A 13,532-nucleotide genomic window follows, 5' to 3' on the forward strand; every position below is an offset into this window, starting at 1 on the left:
TGTCCGTTTCGCCGTCAACCACCGTCAGTCGCCGTCCGTGCCGAGTTCCTCCAGCGTGTCCGCCACGTGGCTGAGGAGGGTCTCGATGTTCGGCCAGGACGGTTGCGGGTCGTGGGACGTGGTGCCGTGGCGGACGACGCACCCGTACTGGTCGCCGGCGCGCAGGTCGACGAAGAGGCCGCCACCCATGCCGTCCCCGCCGACCGGCAGCCACTGCGGAAGCCAGAGCGGCGTCGCGTCATGCGAGTAGTACGTACCGGCCCGGTCCTGGCCGCAGCGGGTCAGCCAGACTTCCAGAGAGTCGGCCAGCGGCGGCGGCACGGCGTCGCCTCCGCTCAGGCCGCCGCCCTCGGCCTCCCGCCGACCAACCTCGGTGACGAGCCGCCGGCCCAGGACACCAACCAGTGCCTCGACCGCGCCGGGGCTTCCTCCGCCCAGGGGGAGACCCTCAACCGCTGGCTGTGGTGCCGGAAGATGCGCATCGGCGTCCAGTACTTCAAGATCATCGACGGTGAGCCGGTGTATCAGGGCACCAACAGCGTGGAGTACCACGCGGTAGCCGTCGGCAACGGTCAGCAGCGCGTCCTGCGCACCTACCTCCAAGCCCAGTACGACTCGGTGGAATACGACGACTGGAGCCTCTGGGACCGGTTCTTCACCGCCCCGGACCTGAAGATGTTCATCCTCTCGGACTGCTCCGAGGGCTACGAGTTCTGCTTCGCCTCCGGCAGCGGTATCGAGCACACCTTCGACGAGTGGGACTACCACCGCGAGTGGCTGCACTGGGACATCTACTCCGAGGAGGAGGCGTCCACCTCCACGGACAAAGTTCTCTTCCACCACTGGCACTTCCGATTCGGCGGCTCCGGCGGCGGCTATGTGGTCACCGATGCCACCACCGCCGACCGCACGTTCCGCTGCGACTCCGCCGGCTACTTCTCGCAGTTCGGCGTCGACTATCCGAAGGCGTGTGTCAACTACGAGGTGATCCCGCACCTCCAGTACGACATCAGCGACACCCGTGTCACCTCGGTCGCCCGGCACATCCGGGTCGCGCAGGACATCCCGGAGAAGACCTATCCGATCGAGCTGGAGCCCAAGCACATCCCCGGCAAGTACAGCGGTGCCCGCGACGACCAGGGTCTGCACCGCGTCGCCGACGGCAGCCCCTCCGCTCAGGCCAACGAGGCGATGAAGGACGCCGCCTGCAACCGCAAGCCCCCCTACGAGGACTGGCGCGGCCTGCCGCCGTACGACACGGCCACCCAGGACTGTGACGAGTACCCGTTCCAGTCCACCGAGGAGGGTGCGGGCAGCTTCACCTGGGACTTCTCGGTCCGCGCGGTTCCGAACGGCGAGAACCGATCCGCGGGCGGCCTGCTGCGCTGGTACTACTTCAGCGACCGCATCCTGTACGGGACGGACGCCTTCTGGGTCGAGGTCCGCGACTAGGGCGTGGCCGACATCATTCCGGAGACGCGGGGCCTGATCAGGCGCCGCAGGTTTCCTCCGGCTTGATCCGCCCGCCGGACAGGCGCCAGGCCGCACCCTTCGGACCGCCGGAGTGGCCTCGGCCACCCCGGCGGTCGAGGCCGTTCCCTGCGTGGCAGAGTGTGCGTGTGCCGACCACTGATGCCGCCCGTGCCACCGATGCCGCCGATGTCTCCCGTTCCGTGAACGTGACCGACGCCGCCCACGAGGAGCCCGGCCACCTCATCGATCTGCGCAGCGACACCGTCACCCGGCCCGGCGAGGCGATGCGCCGGGCGATGGCCGAGGCCGAGGTGGGCGACGACGTTTTCGGTGACGATCCCACCGTCAACGCGCTGCAGGAGCGGATCGCCGGGCTGCTCGGATTCGAGTCCGCGCTGTTCGTCTCCTCGGGGACGCAGAGCAACCTGTGCGCTCTGCTGACCCACTGTGGCCGCGGGGACGAGTACATCGCCGGCCAGATGGCCCACATGTACCGGTGGGAGGGCGGTGGCGCCGCCGTACTCGGAGGCATTCAGCCCCAGCCGCTGTCGCATCGGGCGGACGGGACGCTGGACCCACTGGACATCGCGGCGGCCGTGAAACCGGACGACTCGCACTTCGCGCGCACGCGGTTGCTCTGCCTGGAAAACACCATCGGTGGCCGGGTCGTGTCGATGGACTACCTGAAGACCGCCACACAGGTCGCCCGCGACCACGGACTCGCCACGCACCTCGACGGGGCGCGGCTGTTCAACGCGGCGGTAGCCGGCGGGGGCGACCCGTACGAGCAGGCACGGCTGATCGCCGGCCACTTCGACAGTGTCTCTGTCTGCTTCAGCAAAGGCCTGGGCGCCCCGGTCGGCTCGGCGCTCGTGGGATCAGGTGCCTTCGTGGCCGAAGCACGGCGCTGGCGCAAGGTCCTGGGCGGCGGAATGCGGCAGGCCGGCGTGCTGGCAGCCGCGGCACTCCACGCGCTCGACCACCACGTGACGCGGCTCGCGGACGACCATGCGCACGCCGCCCTCTTCGCCGAGGGACTGAAGGACGTGGAGGGCCTGACCGTCGAGCCCAGCGGGACCAACATGGTCTTCGCAAGGTCCGCTCCCGGCCTGGAGACCGACGAGGTGAGCGACCGACTGGCGCGCCGTGGCCTGCTGTGCGGGGGATACCCGGGCCAGCTGCGCTTCGTGTTCCACCTGGACGTGACGCGCGCCGACACGGAACGCGCGGTCCGGATCGTGCGCGAGACCATGTCAGAGACGGTGATCGGCTCAGCCCGGTGAACGGGGCTGTCCAGGACGGGTCCGACGCCGTGATCGCACCAGCCATCGTCGGGTGATCCCAGTTGTAGGCCCTCTGTGGCAAGGCTGTTGTGCTCGGTGAGCTGACCGGTCGGGCGTGGTGGTCGGGCGAGCCGGTCGGGCGTCGTGGTCGGGCGGGCCGGGCGGGCGTGGTGGTGGAGGGCAGGCGCGTGGCGGCCTGTCGTCAGTCCACCGGCCACGTGTGGACCGGCGCGTTGAGGTGCATGTAGTCGATGTACTGCCGTGTCATGCGCCGCAGGGCCTCGTGACGGCCGCAGTGGTTCGACGCTTCGAGGTGGTGCAGCATCTCCTTCTGCCAGACCGCGCCGTTGCGCGCGGTGACGCACCGCTGCTCGATGATGCCGAGCAGCGGTTCCCGCCAGGCCGCGTCCATGCCCGAGCGCTCCAGGCCCTCGTGAGCCAGCGGCAGCAGCCGGCGCAGGACGAGTTCGGGCGCCGGCACCTCACCCGCTCCGGGCCAGTACAGCCGGGCGTCGATGCCATGGCGTGCCGCGGCGTGCAGGTTGTCCTCGGCGGCCGAGAAGGACATCCGTGACCACACCGGCCGGTCCTCGTGCACCAGAGCGCGGGTGAGGCCGTAGTAGAAGGCGCCGTTGGCGAGGGTGTCCGCGACCGTGGGACCCGCGGGCAGCACGCGGTTCTCCACTCTCAGGTGCGGTCTGCCCTGGGCGACGGCGTAGACCGGACGGTTCCACCGGTAGATCGTGCCGTTGTGCAGGGTGAGTTCGGACAGGTCCGGTGTGTCTCCGCGGTCCAGCGTCTGCGTGGGGTCCTGGTCCTCGCACAGGGGCAGCAGCGCCGGGAAGTAGCGGAGGTTCTCCTCGAAGAGATCGAAGACGCTGGTGATCCACCGCTCCCCGAACCAGACCCGGGGCCGTACTCCCTGCGCCTTGATCTCCTGCGGGCGGGTGTCCGTCGCCTGTTCGAAGAGCGGGATGCGGGTCTCGTGCGCCAGCTCCTTGCCGAACAGGAAGGGCGAGTTGGCCGCCAGTGCGACCTGGACTCCGGCGATCGCCTGCGCCGCGTTCCAGTAGTCGGCGAACTCCTCCGGTGACACCTGGAGATGGAACTGCGTGCTCGTGCACGCGGCCTCCGGCGTGATGGTGTCCGCGTAGGTCCGCAGCCGGTCGACTCCGGACACCTCGATGAGCAGATCCTCGCCGCGTGCCGCGAAGACCTGCTCGTTGATCAGCTGGTAGCGGGCGTTCTCCGACAGGGCGTTCGGGCCGACGTCCGACTCCCGCAGGGTGGGCAGGATGCCGATCATGATCAGATGGACGCCGACCGTCCTGGCGCGCTCGTCCGCGTGGTTCAGCGCCGCGCGGATCTCCTCCTCCCAGGCGTCGGGGCCACCCGCGGTGAGCCGCCGGGGCGGAATGTTGATCTCCAGGTTGAACCGGCCCAGCTCGGTGTCCCAGGCGGGATCCGCGATGGCGTCGAGCACGTCGGCGTTCCGCATCGTCGGCTCGGCATCGGCATCGGTCAGGTTCAGCTCGATCTCCAGGCCCACCTGAGGCCGCTCCGTGTCGAACCGTGACTCGCGCAGCATCTGTGCGAAGGCATCGAGACATTCCTGCATCTTGATCCGGTACCGGCGCCGGTCCTCGCGGGTGAAGACCAGTGCCGGAACGTCGCGTCCCATCGGCCCTCCCGGGTTGCCCCACGGATACCTCTGCCCTCCAGCGTCGCACCACCGGGCGGGTCTGACCATGCGGGACGGGGCTCCACGCCGTGACCGGGGCCGTCGGCCTGAGATCCGCCTCAGCTACCTCCAGGCCGAACGGCGGCGCCCTGCGGTCCCTGCGCGGCCCGGACGCCCCAGAACTCGACGAAGAGGAGGATCGGGCGGCGTCGGCGCGGTGAAGATCGTCCGGGAGCGCGAGCGGCTCAGGTGTGGGGGGTGCGGCGGCGGTCGGGGGAGAGGAGGTAGGCGATCGCCATGTCGCTGAGCTGGTCCGCGTACTGGCGCCCGGCCGTTTCGCCGATGCCGGAGTCCGGACGTAGAGAGTTGTGGAAGCAGGCGCCGAGGACGGCGCCGAGGGTCTGACCCCCGCGGCGCAGGCCTCCCACACGGGCAGCGCTGTCCAGCGCCATCTGCGGGTTCGAGCGCCGGATCCGGTCGGCGTAGCGGGCTGCCGTTTCGAGCAGGAGGCGGTGGATTTCGGTGATGGTGCGGGCCCCGCGGTCCAGTGCCTTGGTTCCCCGCGCGCGCAGCGGTTCGGGGAAGAGGGTGTCGCTGTCGGCGACGGACTGCAGCAGAGCGTGTGCGTAGGCGTCCATGACACCGGAGAGTGACGGCTCGGCCGCGTGCGGTCGCTCGGCCACTCCTGAGCGGCCCGCGCTGAGCGGACGGCCGGTTAGGCTCGCTTCGATATCGATCTTGCTGGGGTCTGAAAGGGTGGTGTCGATGACGACGTTCGACAAGTTCGAGCGGCTGCTGTGGGCGGGCCGGGGTGCCGCTTATGCCGGAAGCTTTGCCAAGCTGTGCGCCTATCCGGTGCCGCAGTTGCTCGATGCCGCCGGGGTAGGGCCGGGCGCCCGGGTGCTGGATGTGGGGACCGGCCCGGGGACGGTCGCTGCCGCCGCGTGCGCGCGCGGAGCGACGGTGACGGCCGTGGACGCGGAGCCGACCATGGTCGAACTGGCGATGCAGGCCGCCCCCGAGGCGGATGTGCGCGTGGCCGCTCTTCCTGAACTCCCCTTTGCTGACGGGGAGTTCGACGCCGTCGTGGCCAACTTCGTGCTGAACCACGTGGGCCGGCCCAAGGTGGTCCTGGCCGAGTTGCGCCGTGTTGTGAAGCCGAACGGCAGGGTCGCGCTGACCATATGGGCGATGCCGCCGGCCCAGGGACAGGCCTTGATCGCCCGAGCGATCGAAGCCGCGGGTGCGGTGCGTCCACCAGATCTGCCTGCGGGACTGGCCCCTGACGATGACTTTCCCCGTGACGAGGTCGGCCTGACTGGGCTGATGAACGCGGCAGGGCTGAGCGAGACGGAGTGCGAGACCTTGCGCTGGGGCCACCGTGCGACCGCCGACGAGTGGTGGCGCGGTCCTGCGAATGGCGTCGCGGCCGGCGGGCGGCTGGTGCAGAGCCAAACCCCTCAGCTCCGTGCCGAGATCAAGCGCCACTTCGATCTGTTCAGCTCCGAGTTTTCTGGTGAGGACGGTGTGCTGACCTTGCCGCATGCGGCGTTGCTCGCCCGCGCTCGTCGATAAGGCAATCTGCCGCTCCCGTGCAGCGCCCACGGAGGTCTGCTGCACAGGGAGCTCCCTTTGGCGCAAAAGGGGACGCCGGAGGACGCCCTCCGGCCCGCGGCGCCACGCCACACCTGGCCGTTCTGTCGACGCAGCGCCTTGATGGTGACCTCACCGGCCACAAGTAGCAGGACATTGCTCCGGCCGGCCGCACCGACCAGGTACCCGTCGTCCGCCGGGCCTCCATGAGCTCAAGGGTGTCTTCGGCCGGTGCCAGATGCCGTCTCCCTGTGGATCGCCTTGTATCGAGCATTTGACACAAGGTTCCGACCAGGGCATCTTGTACCCACTGCTTGATACAAGATTCTGGGGGGATCTCCGTATGCTCGACACCGTCCCGCTCCAGTCCCGGCTCCTCGACCACGCCGATCACTACGCCCGCTGGTCGGGTCTGGCCATCGGCATCGTGGTCGCACAGCAGTTGGTCACGATGGACAGCGACGACATCACGATGCCCCTCGTGTTCGCCATCACCGCTTTCGGTTTGTGCGCGGTGGGCGGTGTACTGCTCGGCGACGCCCTGACCCTGCGCCCCCAGGAAGCGGTACGCACCGCGAGTCTCGCCCCGCGCCTGGTCCGAGACCAAGTGCCGCCCCGTATGGCGCCCCTGCTTCTTCTGCAGGCGGCGTCCCTCGTCACCCTGCTGGTGCTCGGTGCGGTCACGGCCTCCTCCGACTTCGAGCGGCCAGGCAGAGCGGGGCGTGTCATCACCGTGACCTGCGAAGGGATGCGCACAGACCTGGGGCCGTGGCCCGGCCTGTACTACAGCGGCCCGATGGTCGCCGCCCTCGCGGTCGGAACCCCCGTCTGCGTCTGGGCCCTGCGCCGGATCGCTCACGGCCCGGGCGACGACCGGCAGCGCCGCGACCGGGCGTGGGCGATCACTGGGGCCTGGGGGCTGCTGGTGTCGAGCCAAGTGCTGCTCGTCGTGTTGATGGTCTTCGTCGCACTCACGGACAAGGCCTGCGCCGGCCCGCTGGGCGCCGCCACCATCGTGGCGATCTGTCCTCTGGGCCTGCTGAGCATGTTCACCTTCGGATGGTCCCTGGTCACCGTGGTGGCACCCCGGGCGGTCGACGACGAGGCGGCCGGCGACGGGACTTTCGACGATGAGTGACCCCGCCGTCCGCGTCGACACCACCAGCCAGGTACCGCCGTACGAGCAGATCCGCGCCCAACTGGCCGCACTGATCCGCACCGGCCGGCTGGCCGAGGGCGAGCGCCTGCCGACGGTGCGCCAGCTCGCCGCTGACCTCGGTCTGGCGCCGGGCACCGTGGCCCGCGCCTACCGCGAGCTGGAGACCACCGAGCTGATCCGCACCCGCCGTGGCGCGGGTACCCGGGTAGCGGCGCTCCCCGCCGAATCGCACGCGCACGATGCCGACCAACTCGCGACCCTGGTACGGGACTTCACGTCCGCCGCCCGAGCGCTCGGCGCCGACACCGAGGACATCCTGACCGCCGTCCGCGAGGCCCTGGCCCCGGGACCCGCCTCCTCCGTGGCCGCCGCCGACAGTGGAGCAGGTGGCCCCAGGACGTCAGGCGTCTTCATCGTCGAGGGTGACCCGAGCGACCACATCGAGGGCGACGCCATCACGACGAACTCACGGCGGCCGTCCCAGAGCTAGGCCGACCGCGTCATCACGGCGGGCGCACGTCGCTGCCGCACGCTGCGGGGCGGGCCGGCCGGCGCAGCGTCAGCGCTCCTCGTGGCCGCCGCGGTTCCGCTGCGAAGGTCACCTTTTCCTGGCGCCACCGTCGCCGGCCCCACCCGAGCGGGCGGGTAGTGAGCCGGGTACGGGGAACAAGGGCGCCGTCGCCACGGCCGGCAAGGGCGCCCCGGTGATCGTGACACCTCCGGCGGGCCGCATACTCGTTGCTCGCCCGTCCGTGCCGTGAACCGGGACGGGTGCACCGAGGGCACGAACTGGAAGGACTGATGGGGGACATGAAGGTCGCGAACGAACCGGTCATACCGGCAGAGGTGGAAAGTCCCGCTCTACGGGCCCATCCGACCGGACGCGTCGCGCTGTGGCTGCTGCGCCACCGGGTACATCCCGTCGGGCCAGCAGCAGGCGAGGGACACACCGAGCAGCACGCCTGGTGGAAGGTAATGTGCCTGACAGGGGTCGACTACTTCTCCAGCCTGGCCTACGTCCCGGCGATCGCCGCCCTCGCGGCCGGAGCGGTCTCGCCCTTGGCCACGCTGTTGATCGTGGCGCTGACCCTGGTGGGGATGCTGCCGATGTACCGCCGGGTGACTCATGAGAGCCCCAACGGAGCGGGGTCTGTGGCGATGCTGGAGGATCTGCTGCCGTTCTGGCGGGGCAAGCTGTTCGTCCTGGTCCTGCTCGGATTTGTCGCCACTTCGTGGATCATCACGATCACGTTGTCGACGGCGGACGCCTCCGTGCATGTGGTGGAAAACCCCTACTTCCCGCATGCGCTGCACGGCCACGAGGTTGCTCTCACCGTGGCGCTGCTGGTGGTACTCGGTGGAGTGTTCCTGCTCGGGTTCAGCGAAGCGGTCAAGGTGGCCATCCCCCTGGTCGTGGCCTTCCTGGCGCTCAATGCTGCGGTCATCGGCGTTGGTCTGGTGGACGTCTTCACCACGCCGGGCGCGTTCTCGGCGTGGACGGACGCCCTCGGTGACGGCGGAGGCGGTCTCGGAGATCTGGCGGGGCCCGCACTCCTCGCGTTTCCCCTGCTGGTGCTGGGTCTCTCCGGTTTCGAGACGGGCGTGAGCATGATGCCTCTCATCTCCGCGAAAGGCAGCGATCCCGAGGAGCAGAAGCAGGCACGGATCCGCAACACCCGGCGGCTGTTGACCACCGCCGCGCTCGTCATGAGCGTCTACCTGCTGGCCGCGAGTTTCGTGACCACCGTCCTCATCCCGCACAAGGAGTTCGAGTCCGGCGGCCAGGCGAACGGCCGGGCGCTGGCCTGGCTGGCGCACGAGAAGGTCGGCGAAGTGTTCGGCACCGCCTACGACATCAGCACCATACTGATCCTGTGGTTCGCGGGGGCGTCCGCGATGGCAGGTCTGATCAACATCGTGCCCAGATATCTGCCCGACTACGGCATGGCCCCGGAATGGGGACGCGCGGTACGTCCCGTCGTGATCGTCTACACCGCTCTCTGCATCATCATCACCATCGCGTTCGGTGCCGATGTCGACGCACAGGCCGGCGCCTACGCCACCGGCATCCTGGCAATGATGGTCTCCGGAGCGTTCGCCGTCACGGTTTCGGCCGTCCGCCGTCGCCGACGCGTGGCCGGTACAGGATTCGCGCTACTCACCGCCGTCTTGTTCTACGCGCTGATGGCCAACATCGTCGACAAGCCCGACGGCATCACCATCTCGGGCATGTTCATCGTCGGCATCATCGCCGTGTCGCTGATCTCCCGCGTCTCACGTACCACTGAACTGCGCGCCGACCGGATCGTGTTCGACGACGAAGCCCGCCGGTTCATCACAGACACCCTCGCGCACGACAACGCCATCAACATCATCGCCAACCGACGAGAGACCGGCGACAGCGCCGAGTACGCCCACAAAGAGCGGGAGCAGCGCGGCACCAACCCCGTGCCGGGCCCTGCCGACGTGCTGTTCCTGGAAATCGACGTGGTCGATCCGTCCGACTTCAGTGACACCCTCAGCGTCCGGGGTGTCGAGGTGGACGGATACCGAATCCTGCGTGCCGAGGCGCCGGCCGCTCCGAACGCCATTGCGGCGATCCTGCTCGCCCTGCGCAACGCGACAGGGGTTCAGCCGCACTGCTACTTCGCGTGGGCCGAAGGAAGTCCCTTGCGGCACATGTTCCGTTACTTCCTCCTGGGCCGCGGCGACACCGCTCCCGTCACCCGCGAAATCATCCGCAGCAACGAACGCGACCCCGACCGCCGCCCCGGGATCCACGTCGGCGGCTGAGCTCTGGGCCGTACTCCGTGATGCGGACCGGCCAGACCGGTTCCGCATTCACGCCGGGGAGCGTCAGCCCGCTGTTGATCGGCCAGGGCGTGCGGGTCAGCCGCCCTGGCCGGCGTTGCCCACCGGGCCGACCTTCACCGGGGAGCCGGTGCCTTCCGTGACGGGCAGCGTGGCGGCGCCCGGCCAGTCGAGGGTGACCGTCTTCGTCTCGTCCGGCGGGGTCACCAGCAGGCCCGTGACGCGGATGCCCGAGCCGCCCGACTTGTTGATCGGGTAGTTGATGCCGAAGGCCGTCGACTGCCCGTTCTTGAGGACGGCCGGGTTGGCCCGCTCACCCGTGCGCTTCGCGGACAACGACCCCGCGCTGGTCTTCAGGTCGACGCCCGCGTAGCCCGAGATCGCGCAGTCCCGCCCTCCACCGTTCTTGAACTGCACCGTGACGGTACCGTCGGGGTCGCCTTCGATGGTGTTGTCCCTCGCCGTGATCTCCAGCTCGTCGGTGCGGCACTTGCCGACCTTGCCGTTCCCGTTGGAGCCGGTCCCGGCGGTCGTGCCCTGACCGCCGGAGCCCTTCCCGGCTGAGCCCGTTCCTGTGGCGTCTTTCCCGCCGCCCTGATCCGAACTGCCCGAGCCCGAACCGTCGCCCGGTGAAGACGCAGTGGGCGCGGACGACGGTGCGCTCTGTCCCGTACCGTCGTCGCCGTTCTGGCAGGCCGTGAGCGAGAGACCCGCGGCAACGGCCAGGGCGGCGAAGGTGAGCTTGTGAACGCGCATCGTTTCTTCCTCAGTTTCGGTTGGGGTGCCGGCTGCTCGGTTCGAGCGAGTCCTTCTGATCACCAAGAGCCGCCTGGCCCGGCGATGCGTTCCGCCCAACCAGCCCGTAGTACATCCCTGTTACACGCACAGTCAGACACACCGCGCAGCACGACCAGGAACGCCCCACCCGAACGTGCCCCCCGAACCCATCGTCCGGCACCCTTCTCCACCGCCGTCCGGCGCGGGAAACGGGGCCGAACACGGCTCGCCACACCGCGCCGCGGCACGCCTCCGACGGGCCAGGACGGCAGTTCCCGCCACCGTTCCCGCACCTGCCGGCGCAGCCACCCGCTGGGACAGACCCGTAACCCGGCGGACCTTGACCCCGACCCGATCTCGGGACGGCCCGCTTGGTGAGCGTGAGGTCCTGGATCCGGCGCAACAGCTCAAGGCGGCAGTACGCGGGCGGATCGGTGCCGACGGATGCCGCCTCGGGCCGCCCGCGGTGCCGCACGACCCGGCCACGCCGGGGACCCGGCCTCCCTCGCGCGCGGAATGCGGGCGGCATCGAACGCCGGGGGAGTGACCGGGTGGCCCGAACGCTGTTCGGAGCGCGTGACGCGGCACACATGTCCCTGCGGGGCAGCCCGCTTACCAGCGACTTCGCCCTGTTCACGTGTGGTGACCGACTGTTAGAACGCTCAATTCCGCATTTAGTACCCGGGGTTACATCTGTGGGGCCGGTCGGACTTGCTAGTGTGTTACTCGTTGGTAGCAATCCGTAGGGGGCCACCGGGAGCCGGCGCGTGTATCGCCGCCGCTTTCCGGGCGGATTGGTCGAGAAGGACGTTCTGGCAAGGGGGCCAGGCGGACCCGGCATCTGCGCGTACCTATGACGCGGCCTCTGAACTCCAGTCTTCTCGCTCACTCATCCGAACAGGTGAGACTCCTCTTATGGCTCGTTCCCTGGTCGATCTGCTGACCACGCACGCCTCCCGACAGCCCGACCGGACTGCCTACCGGTACCTCGTCACGGGTGACTGCGACGGAGAGATCCAGGACATCTCCTACGCGCGGCTCGCCGAGCGGTCGCGCGCCGTCGCCGCCTGGCTGCAGGAGCGCGGCCTGGCCGGTTCCCGCGCCATGCTGCTGTATCCGCCCGGCATCGAGTTCATCTGCGGTTACCTCGGCTGCCTTTCGGCCGGGGTCGTCGCCGTGCCCGGCCTGCCCCCGCAGGGGCGGTCGCAGAACCACCGCGCCCTGCTCCGGATGAAGCGCCTGATCGCCGACGCGGACGCCAAGGTGATCCTGGGCGGCCGCGAGGTGATCGCGGCCCTCGCCACCATGTCGGAACACCTGCCCGAACTGGCCGAGATCACCTGCGTCGCCACCGAGGACATCCCCGACGAGGCGGCCGGTTCCTGGCGCGAACCCGACCTGACCGCCGACTCGGTCGCCTTCCTCCAGTACACGTCCGGGTCCACCTCCGCCCCGCGCGGAGTGATGGTGACCCACGGGAATCTGCTGGACAACGAGCGGGTCATCACGGAGCGCATGGGTCACACTCCCGACGTGATCGAGGAGTACGGCCATGAACTCTTCGTCAGCTGGCTGCCCGTCTACCACGACATGGGCCTCATCGGCCCGGTCCTGAACGCGACCTACCTCGGCGTGACCGCCACTCTCTTCTCCCCGCTGCACTTCCTGCAGAGGCCCGAGCGCTGGCTGACCGCCATCAGCCGGTACCAACCACACACCAGCGGCGGCCCCAACTTCGCCTACGAGCTGTGCCTGAAGAACGCCACGCCGGACCTTCTCGACGGCCTCGACCTGAGCCGGTGGAAGGTCGCCTTCAACGGCGCCGAACCGGTGCGGGCCGCGACCCTGCGCCGGTTCACCGAGACCTTCGGCGCGGCCGGCTTCCGCCGTGAGGCCCTGTATCCGTGCTACGGCCTGGCCGAGGCCACGCTGATCGTCACCGGCGGCTCGGTGGAGGCCCCGCCCACCCTGGCCACCGCCACAGTCACCGCCGCTGCCACCGACGGGGCCGGGGCCGAGACCGGGCCGCACGCCGGCGCGGCGGACGCCAGGTCGGCGGACTCCAGGTCGACGGACGCGGCAGCGGTCGGCTCCGGACGGCCCGGCCCCGGCATCACCGTGGTGATCGCCGACCCCGAACGGCAGGAGGAGCTCCCCGAGGGCGAGGTCGGCGAGATCTGGGTCTCCGGCGGGAGTGTCGCCAAGGGCTACTGGCGCAACGCGCTCGCCACCCGGCAGACCTTCCGGGCCACCCTCAAGGGTCGCGAGGGCCGTTTCCTGCGCACAGGCGACCTAGGGTTCCTGCGGGACGGCGAACTCTTCGTCACCGGCCGCCTCAAGGACCTGATGGTCATCGACGGACGCAACCACTACCCGCAGGACCTGGAACTGTCCGCCGAGATGTCCCACTGGGCGCTGCGGCCCGGCTGTACTGCCGCCTTCTCCGTGGACGGCGGAAGGGAGGGTGAGCAGCCCGTCGTCGTCGCCGAGACGGCTCCGGAGGCGGCGGGCGAGTCCGAGAAGATCATCGATCTGATCCGCGGCGCGATCGGCGAGGCACACGGCCTGCCGGTGCGCGACGTCGTGCTCGTCCACCCCGGCACCATCCCCAAGACGTCCAGCGGGAAGATCCAGCGCCGTGCCTCCCGGGCGGCGTATCTCGACGGCACTCTCTCCCTGGTCGGCGGGCCCGCGACGAGATGACCTCCCCCGCCGGCGGCGTGCCCGCGCGCCGTCGGCGGCTCAACGGCGGCCT

Annotated in this window: 11 protein-coding genes; 7 read left to right on the forward strand and 4 right to left on the reverse strand. The window is 69.7% G+C overall.

Annotated elements, in window-relative coordinates; all coding sequences use genetic code 11:
- Positions 1 to 24: 24 nt before the first annotated feature.
- Complete coding sequence (locus ACZ4N5_RS30470) at positions 25 to 189, reverse strand: hypothetical protein (RefSeq protein ID WP_467760254.1); 165 nt, start codon at positions 187 to 189, stop codon at positions 25 to 27.
- Between the two features lie 51 nt (positions 190 to 240).
- Between ACZ4N5_RS30470 and ACZ4N5_RS30475 the strand changes: the two genes are divergently transcribed.
- Positions 241 to 1,452 carry a NucA/NucB deoxyribonuclease domain-containing protein gene (locus tag ACZ4N5_RS30475; protein ID WP_467760255.1) on the forward strand — a complete coding sequence of 404 codons (1,212 nt, stop codon included), beginning with the start codon at positions 241 to 243 and terminating at the stop codon, positions 1,450 to 1,452.
- Positions 1,453 to 1,619: 167 nt separating this feature from the next.
- Entirely contained in the window at positions 1,620 to 2,756 is a 1,137-nt protein-coding gene (gene ltaE, locus ACZ4N5_RS30480; RefSeq protein ID WP_467760256.1) for a low-specificity L-threonine aldolase, read from the forward strand.
- A gap of 202 nt (positions 2,757 to 2,958) precedes the next feature.
- Here ltaE and ACZ4N5_RS30485 read toward each other — a convergent pair whose 3' ends face one another.
- Both ACZ4N5_RS30485 and ACZ4N5_RS30490 read right to left on the reverse strand, forming a co-directional pair.
- Positions 2,959 to 4,437 (reverse strand): glutamate-cysteine ligase family protein, encoded by a 1,479-nt coding sequence (locus tag ACZ4N5_RS30485; RefSeq protein ID WP_467760257.1) that lies wholly within the window; start codon positions 4,435 to 4,437, stop codon positions 2,959 to 2,961.
- A 245-nt stretch (positions 4,438 to 4,682) separates the two neighbouring features.
- Positions 4,683 to 5,075, reverse strand: coding sequence for a hypothetical protein (locus ACZ4N5_RS30490; RefSeq protein WP_467760258.1), 393 nt, complete (start codon positions 5,073 to 5,075; stop codon positions 4,683 to 4,685).
- A 127-nt stretch (positions 5,076 to 5,202) separates the two neighbouring features.
- Between ACZ4N5_RS30490 and ACZ4N5_RS30495 the strand changes: the two genes are divergently transcribed.
- The 4 genes from ACZ4N5_RS30495 (at position 5,203) to ACZ4N5_RS30510 (ending at position 9,982) form a co-directional block, all read left to right on the forward strand.
- The gene (locus tag ACZ4N5_RS30495; RefSeq protein WP_467760259.1) at positions 5,203 to 6,012 is read left to right on the forward strand and encodes a class I SAM-dependent methyltransferase; all 810 of its coding nucleotides are present in this window, start codon (positions 5,203 to 5,205) and stop codon (positions 6,010 to 6,012) included.
- A 361-nt stretch (positions 6,013 to 6,373) separates the two neighbouring features.
- Positions 6,374 to 7,168, forward strand: a complete 795-nt coding sequence (locus tag ACZ4N5_RS30500) for a hypothetical protein (RefSeq protein ID WP_467760260.1) — start codon at positions 6,374 to 6,376, stop codon at positions 7,166 to 7,168.
- Positions 7,161 to 7,679 (forward strand): GntR family transcriptional regulator, encoded by a 519-nt coding sequence (locus ACZ4N5_RS30505; protein WP_467760261.1) that lies wholly within the window; start codon positions 7,161 to 7,163, stop codon positions 7,677 to 7,679. The genes ACZ4N5_RS30500 and ACZ4N5_RS30505 overlap by 8 nt, the downstream gene beginning before the upstream one ends.
- Before the next feature lie 320 nt (positions 7,680 to 7,999).
- Positions 8,000 to 9,982 (forward strand): APC family permease, encoded by a 1,983-nt coding sequence (locus ACZ4N5_RS30510; protein ID WP_467760262.1) that lies wholly within the window; start codon positions 8,000 to 8,002, stop codon positions 9,980 to 9,982.
- Positions 9,983 to 10,078: 96 nt separating this feature from the next.
- Here ACZ4N5_RS30510 and ACZ4N5_RS30515 read toward each other — a convergent pair whose 3' ends face one another.
- The gene (locus ACZ4N5_RS30515; RefSeq protein WP_467760263.1) at positions 10,079 to 10,756 is read right to left on the reverse strand and encodes a DUF4232 domain-containing protein; all 678 of its coding nucleotides are present in this window, start codon (positions 10,754 to 10,756) and stop codon (positions 10,079 to 10,081) included.
- 936 nt (positions 10,757 to 11,692) lie between these two features.
- On the opposite strand from ACZ4N5_RS30515, the gene ACZ4N5_RS30520 reads away from it, so the two are divergent.
- Complete coding sequence (locus ACZ4N5_RS30520; RefSeq protein ID WP_467760264.1) at positions 11,693 to 13,480, forward strand: fatty acyl-AMP ligase; 1,788 nt, start codon at positions 11,693 to 11,695, stop codon at positions 13,478 to 13,480.
- The last annotated feature ends 52 nt before the right edge of the window (positions 13,481 to 13,532 follow it).

Source organism: Streptomyces sp. NPDC026500 (genome assembly GCF_055567635.1).

What these genes read in the sequence shown, in the direction of transcription:
- ACZ4N5_RS30500 (WP_467760260.1), top strand. Translation starts at nt 6,374, where the DNA reads ATGCTCGACACCGTCCCGCTCCAGTCCCGGCTCCTCGACCACGCCGAT.
- ACZ4N5_RS30475 (WP_467760255.1), top strand. Translation starts at nt 241, where the DNA reads ATGCGAGTAGTACGTACCGGCCCGGTCCTGGCCGCAGCGGGTCAGCCA.
- ACZ4N5_RS30490 (WP_467760258.1), bottom strand. Translation starts at nt 5,075, where the DNA reads ATGGACGCCTACGCACACGCTCTGCTGCAGTCCGTCGCCGACAGCGAC.
- ACZ4N5_RS30510 (WP_467760262.1), top strand. Translation starts at nt 8,000, where the DNA reads ATGAAGGTCGCGAACGAACCGGTCATACCGGCAGAGGTGGAAAGTCCC.
- ACZ4N5_RS30485 (WP_467760257.1), bottom strand. Translation starts at nt 4,437, where the DNA reads ATGGGACGCGACGTTCCGGCACTGGTCTTCACCCGCGAGGACCGGCGC.
- ACZ4N5_RS30515 (WP_467760263.1), bottom strand. Translation starts at nt 10,756, where the DNA reads ATGCGCGTTCACAAGCTCACCTTCGCCGCCCTGGCCGTTGCCGCGGGT.
- ACZ4N5_RS30470 (WP_467760254.1), bottom strand. Translation starts at nt 189, where the DNA reads ATGGGTGGCGGCCTCTTCGTCGACCTGCGCGCCGGCGACCAGTACGGG.
- ACZ4N5_RS30495 (WP_467760259.1), top strand. Translation starts at nt 5,203, where the DNA reads ATGACGACGTTCGACAAGTTCGAGCGGCTGCTGTGGGCGGGCCGGGGT.
- ACZ4N5_RS30505 (WP_467760261.1), top strand. Translation starts at nt 7,161, where the DNA reads ATGAGTGACCCCGCCGTCCGCGTCGACACCACCAGCCAGGTACCGCCG.
- ACZ4N5_RS30520 (WP_467760264.1), top strand. Translation starts at nt 11,693, where the DNA reads ATGGCTCGTTCCCTGGTCGATCTGCTGACCACGCACGCCTCCCGACAG.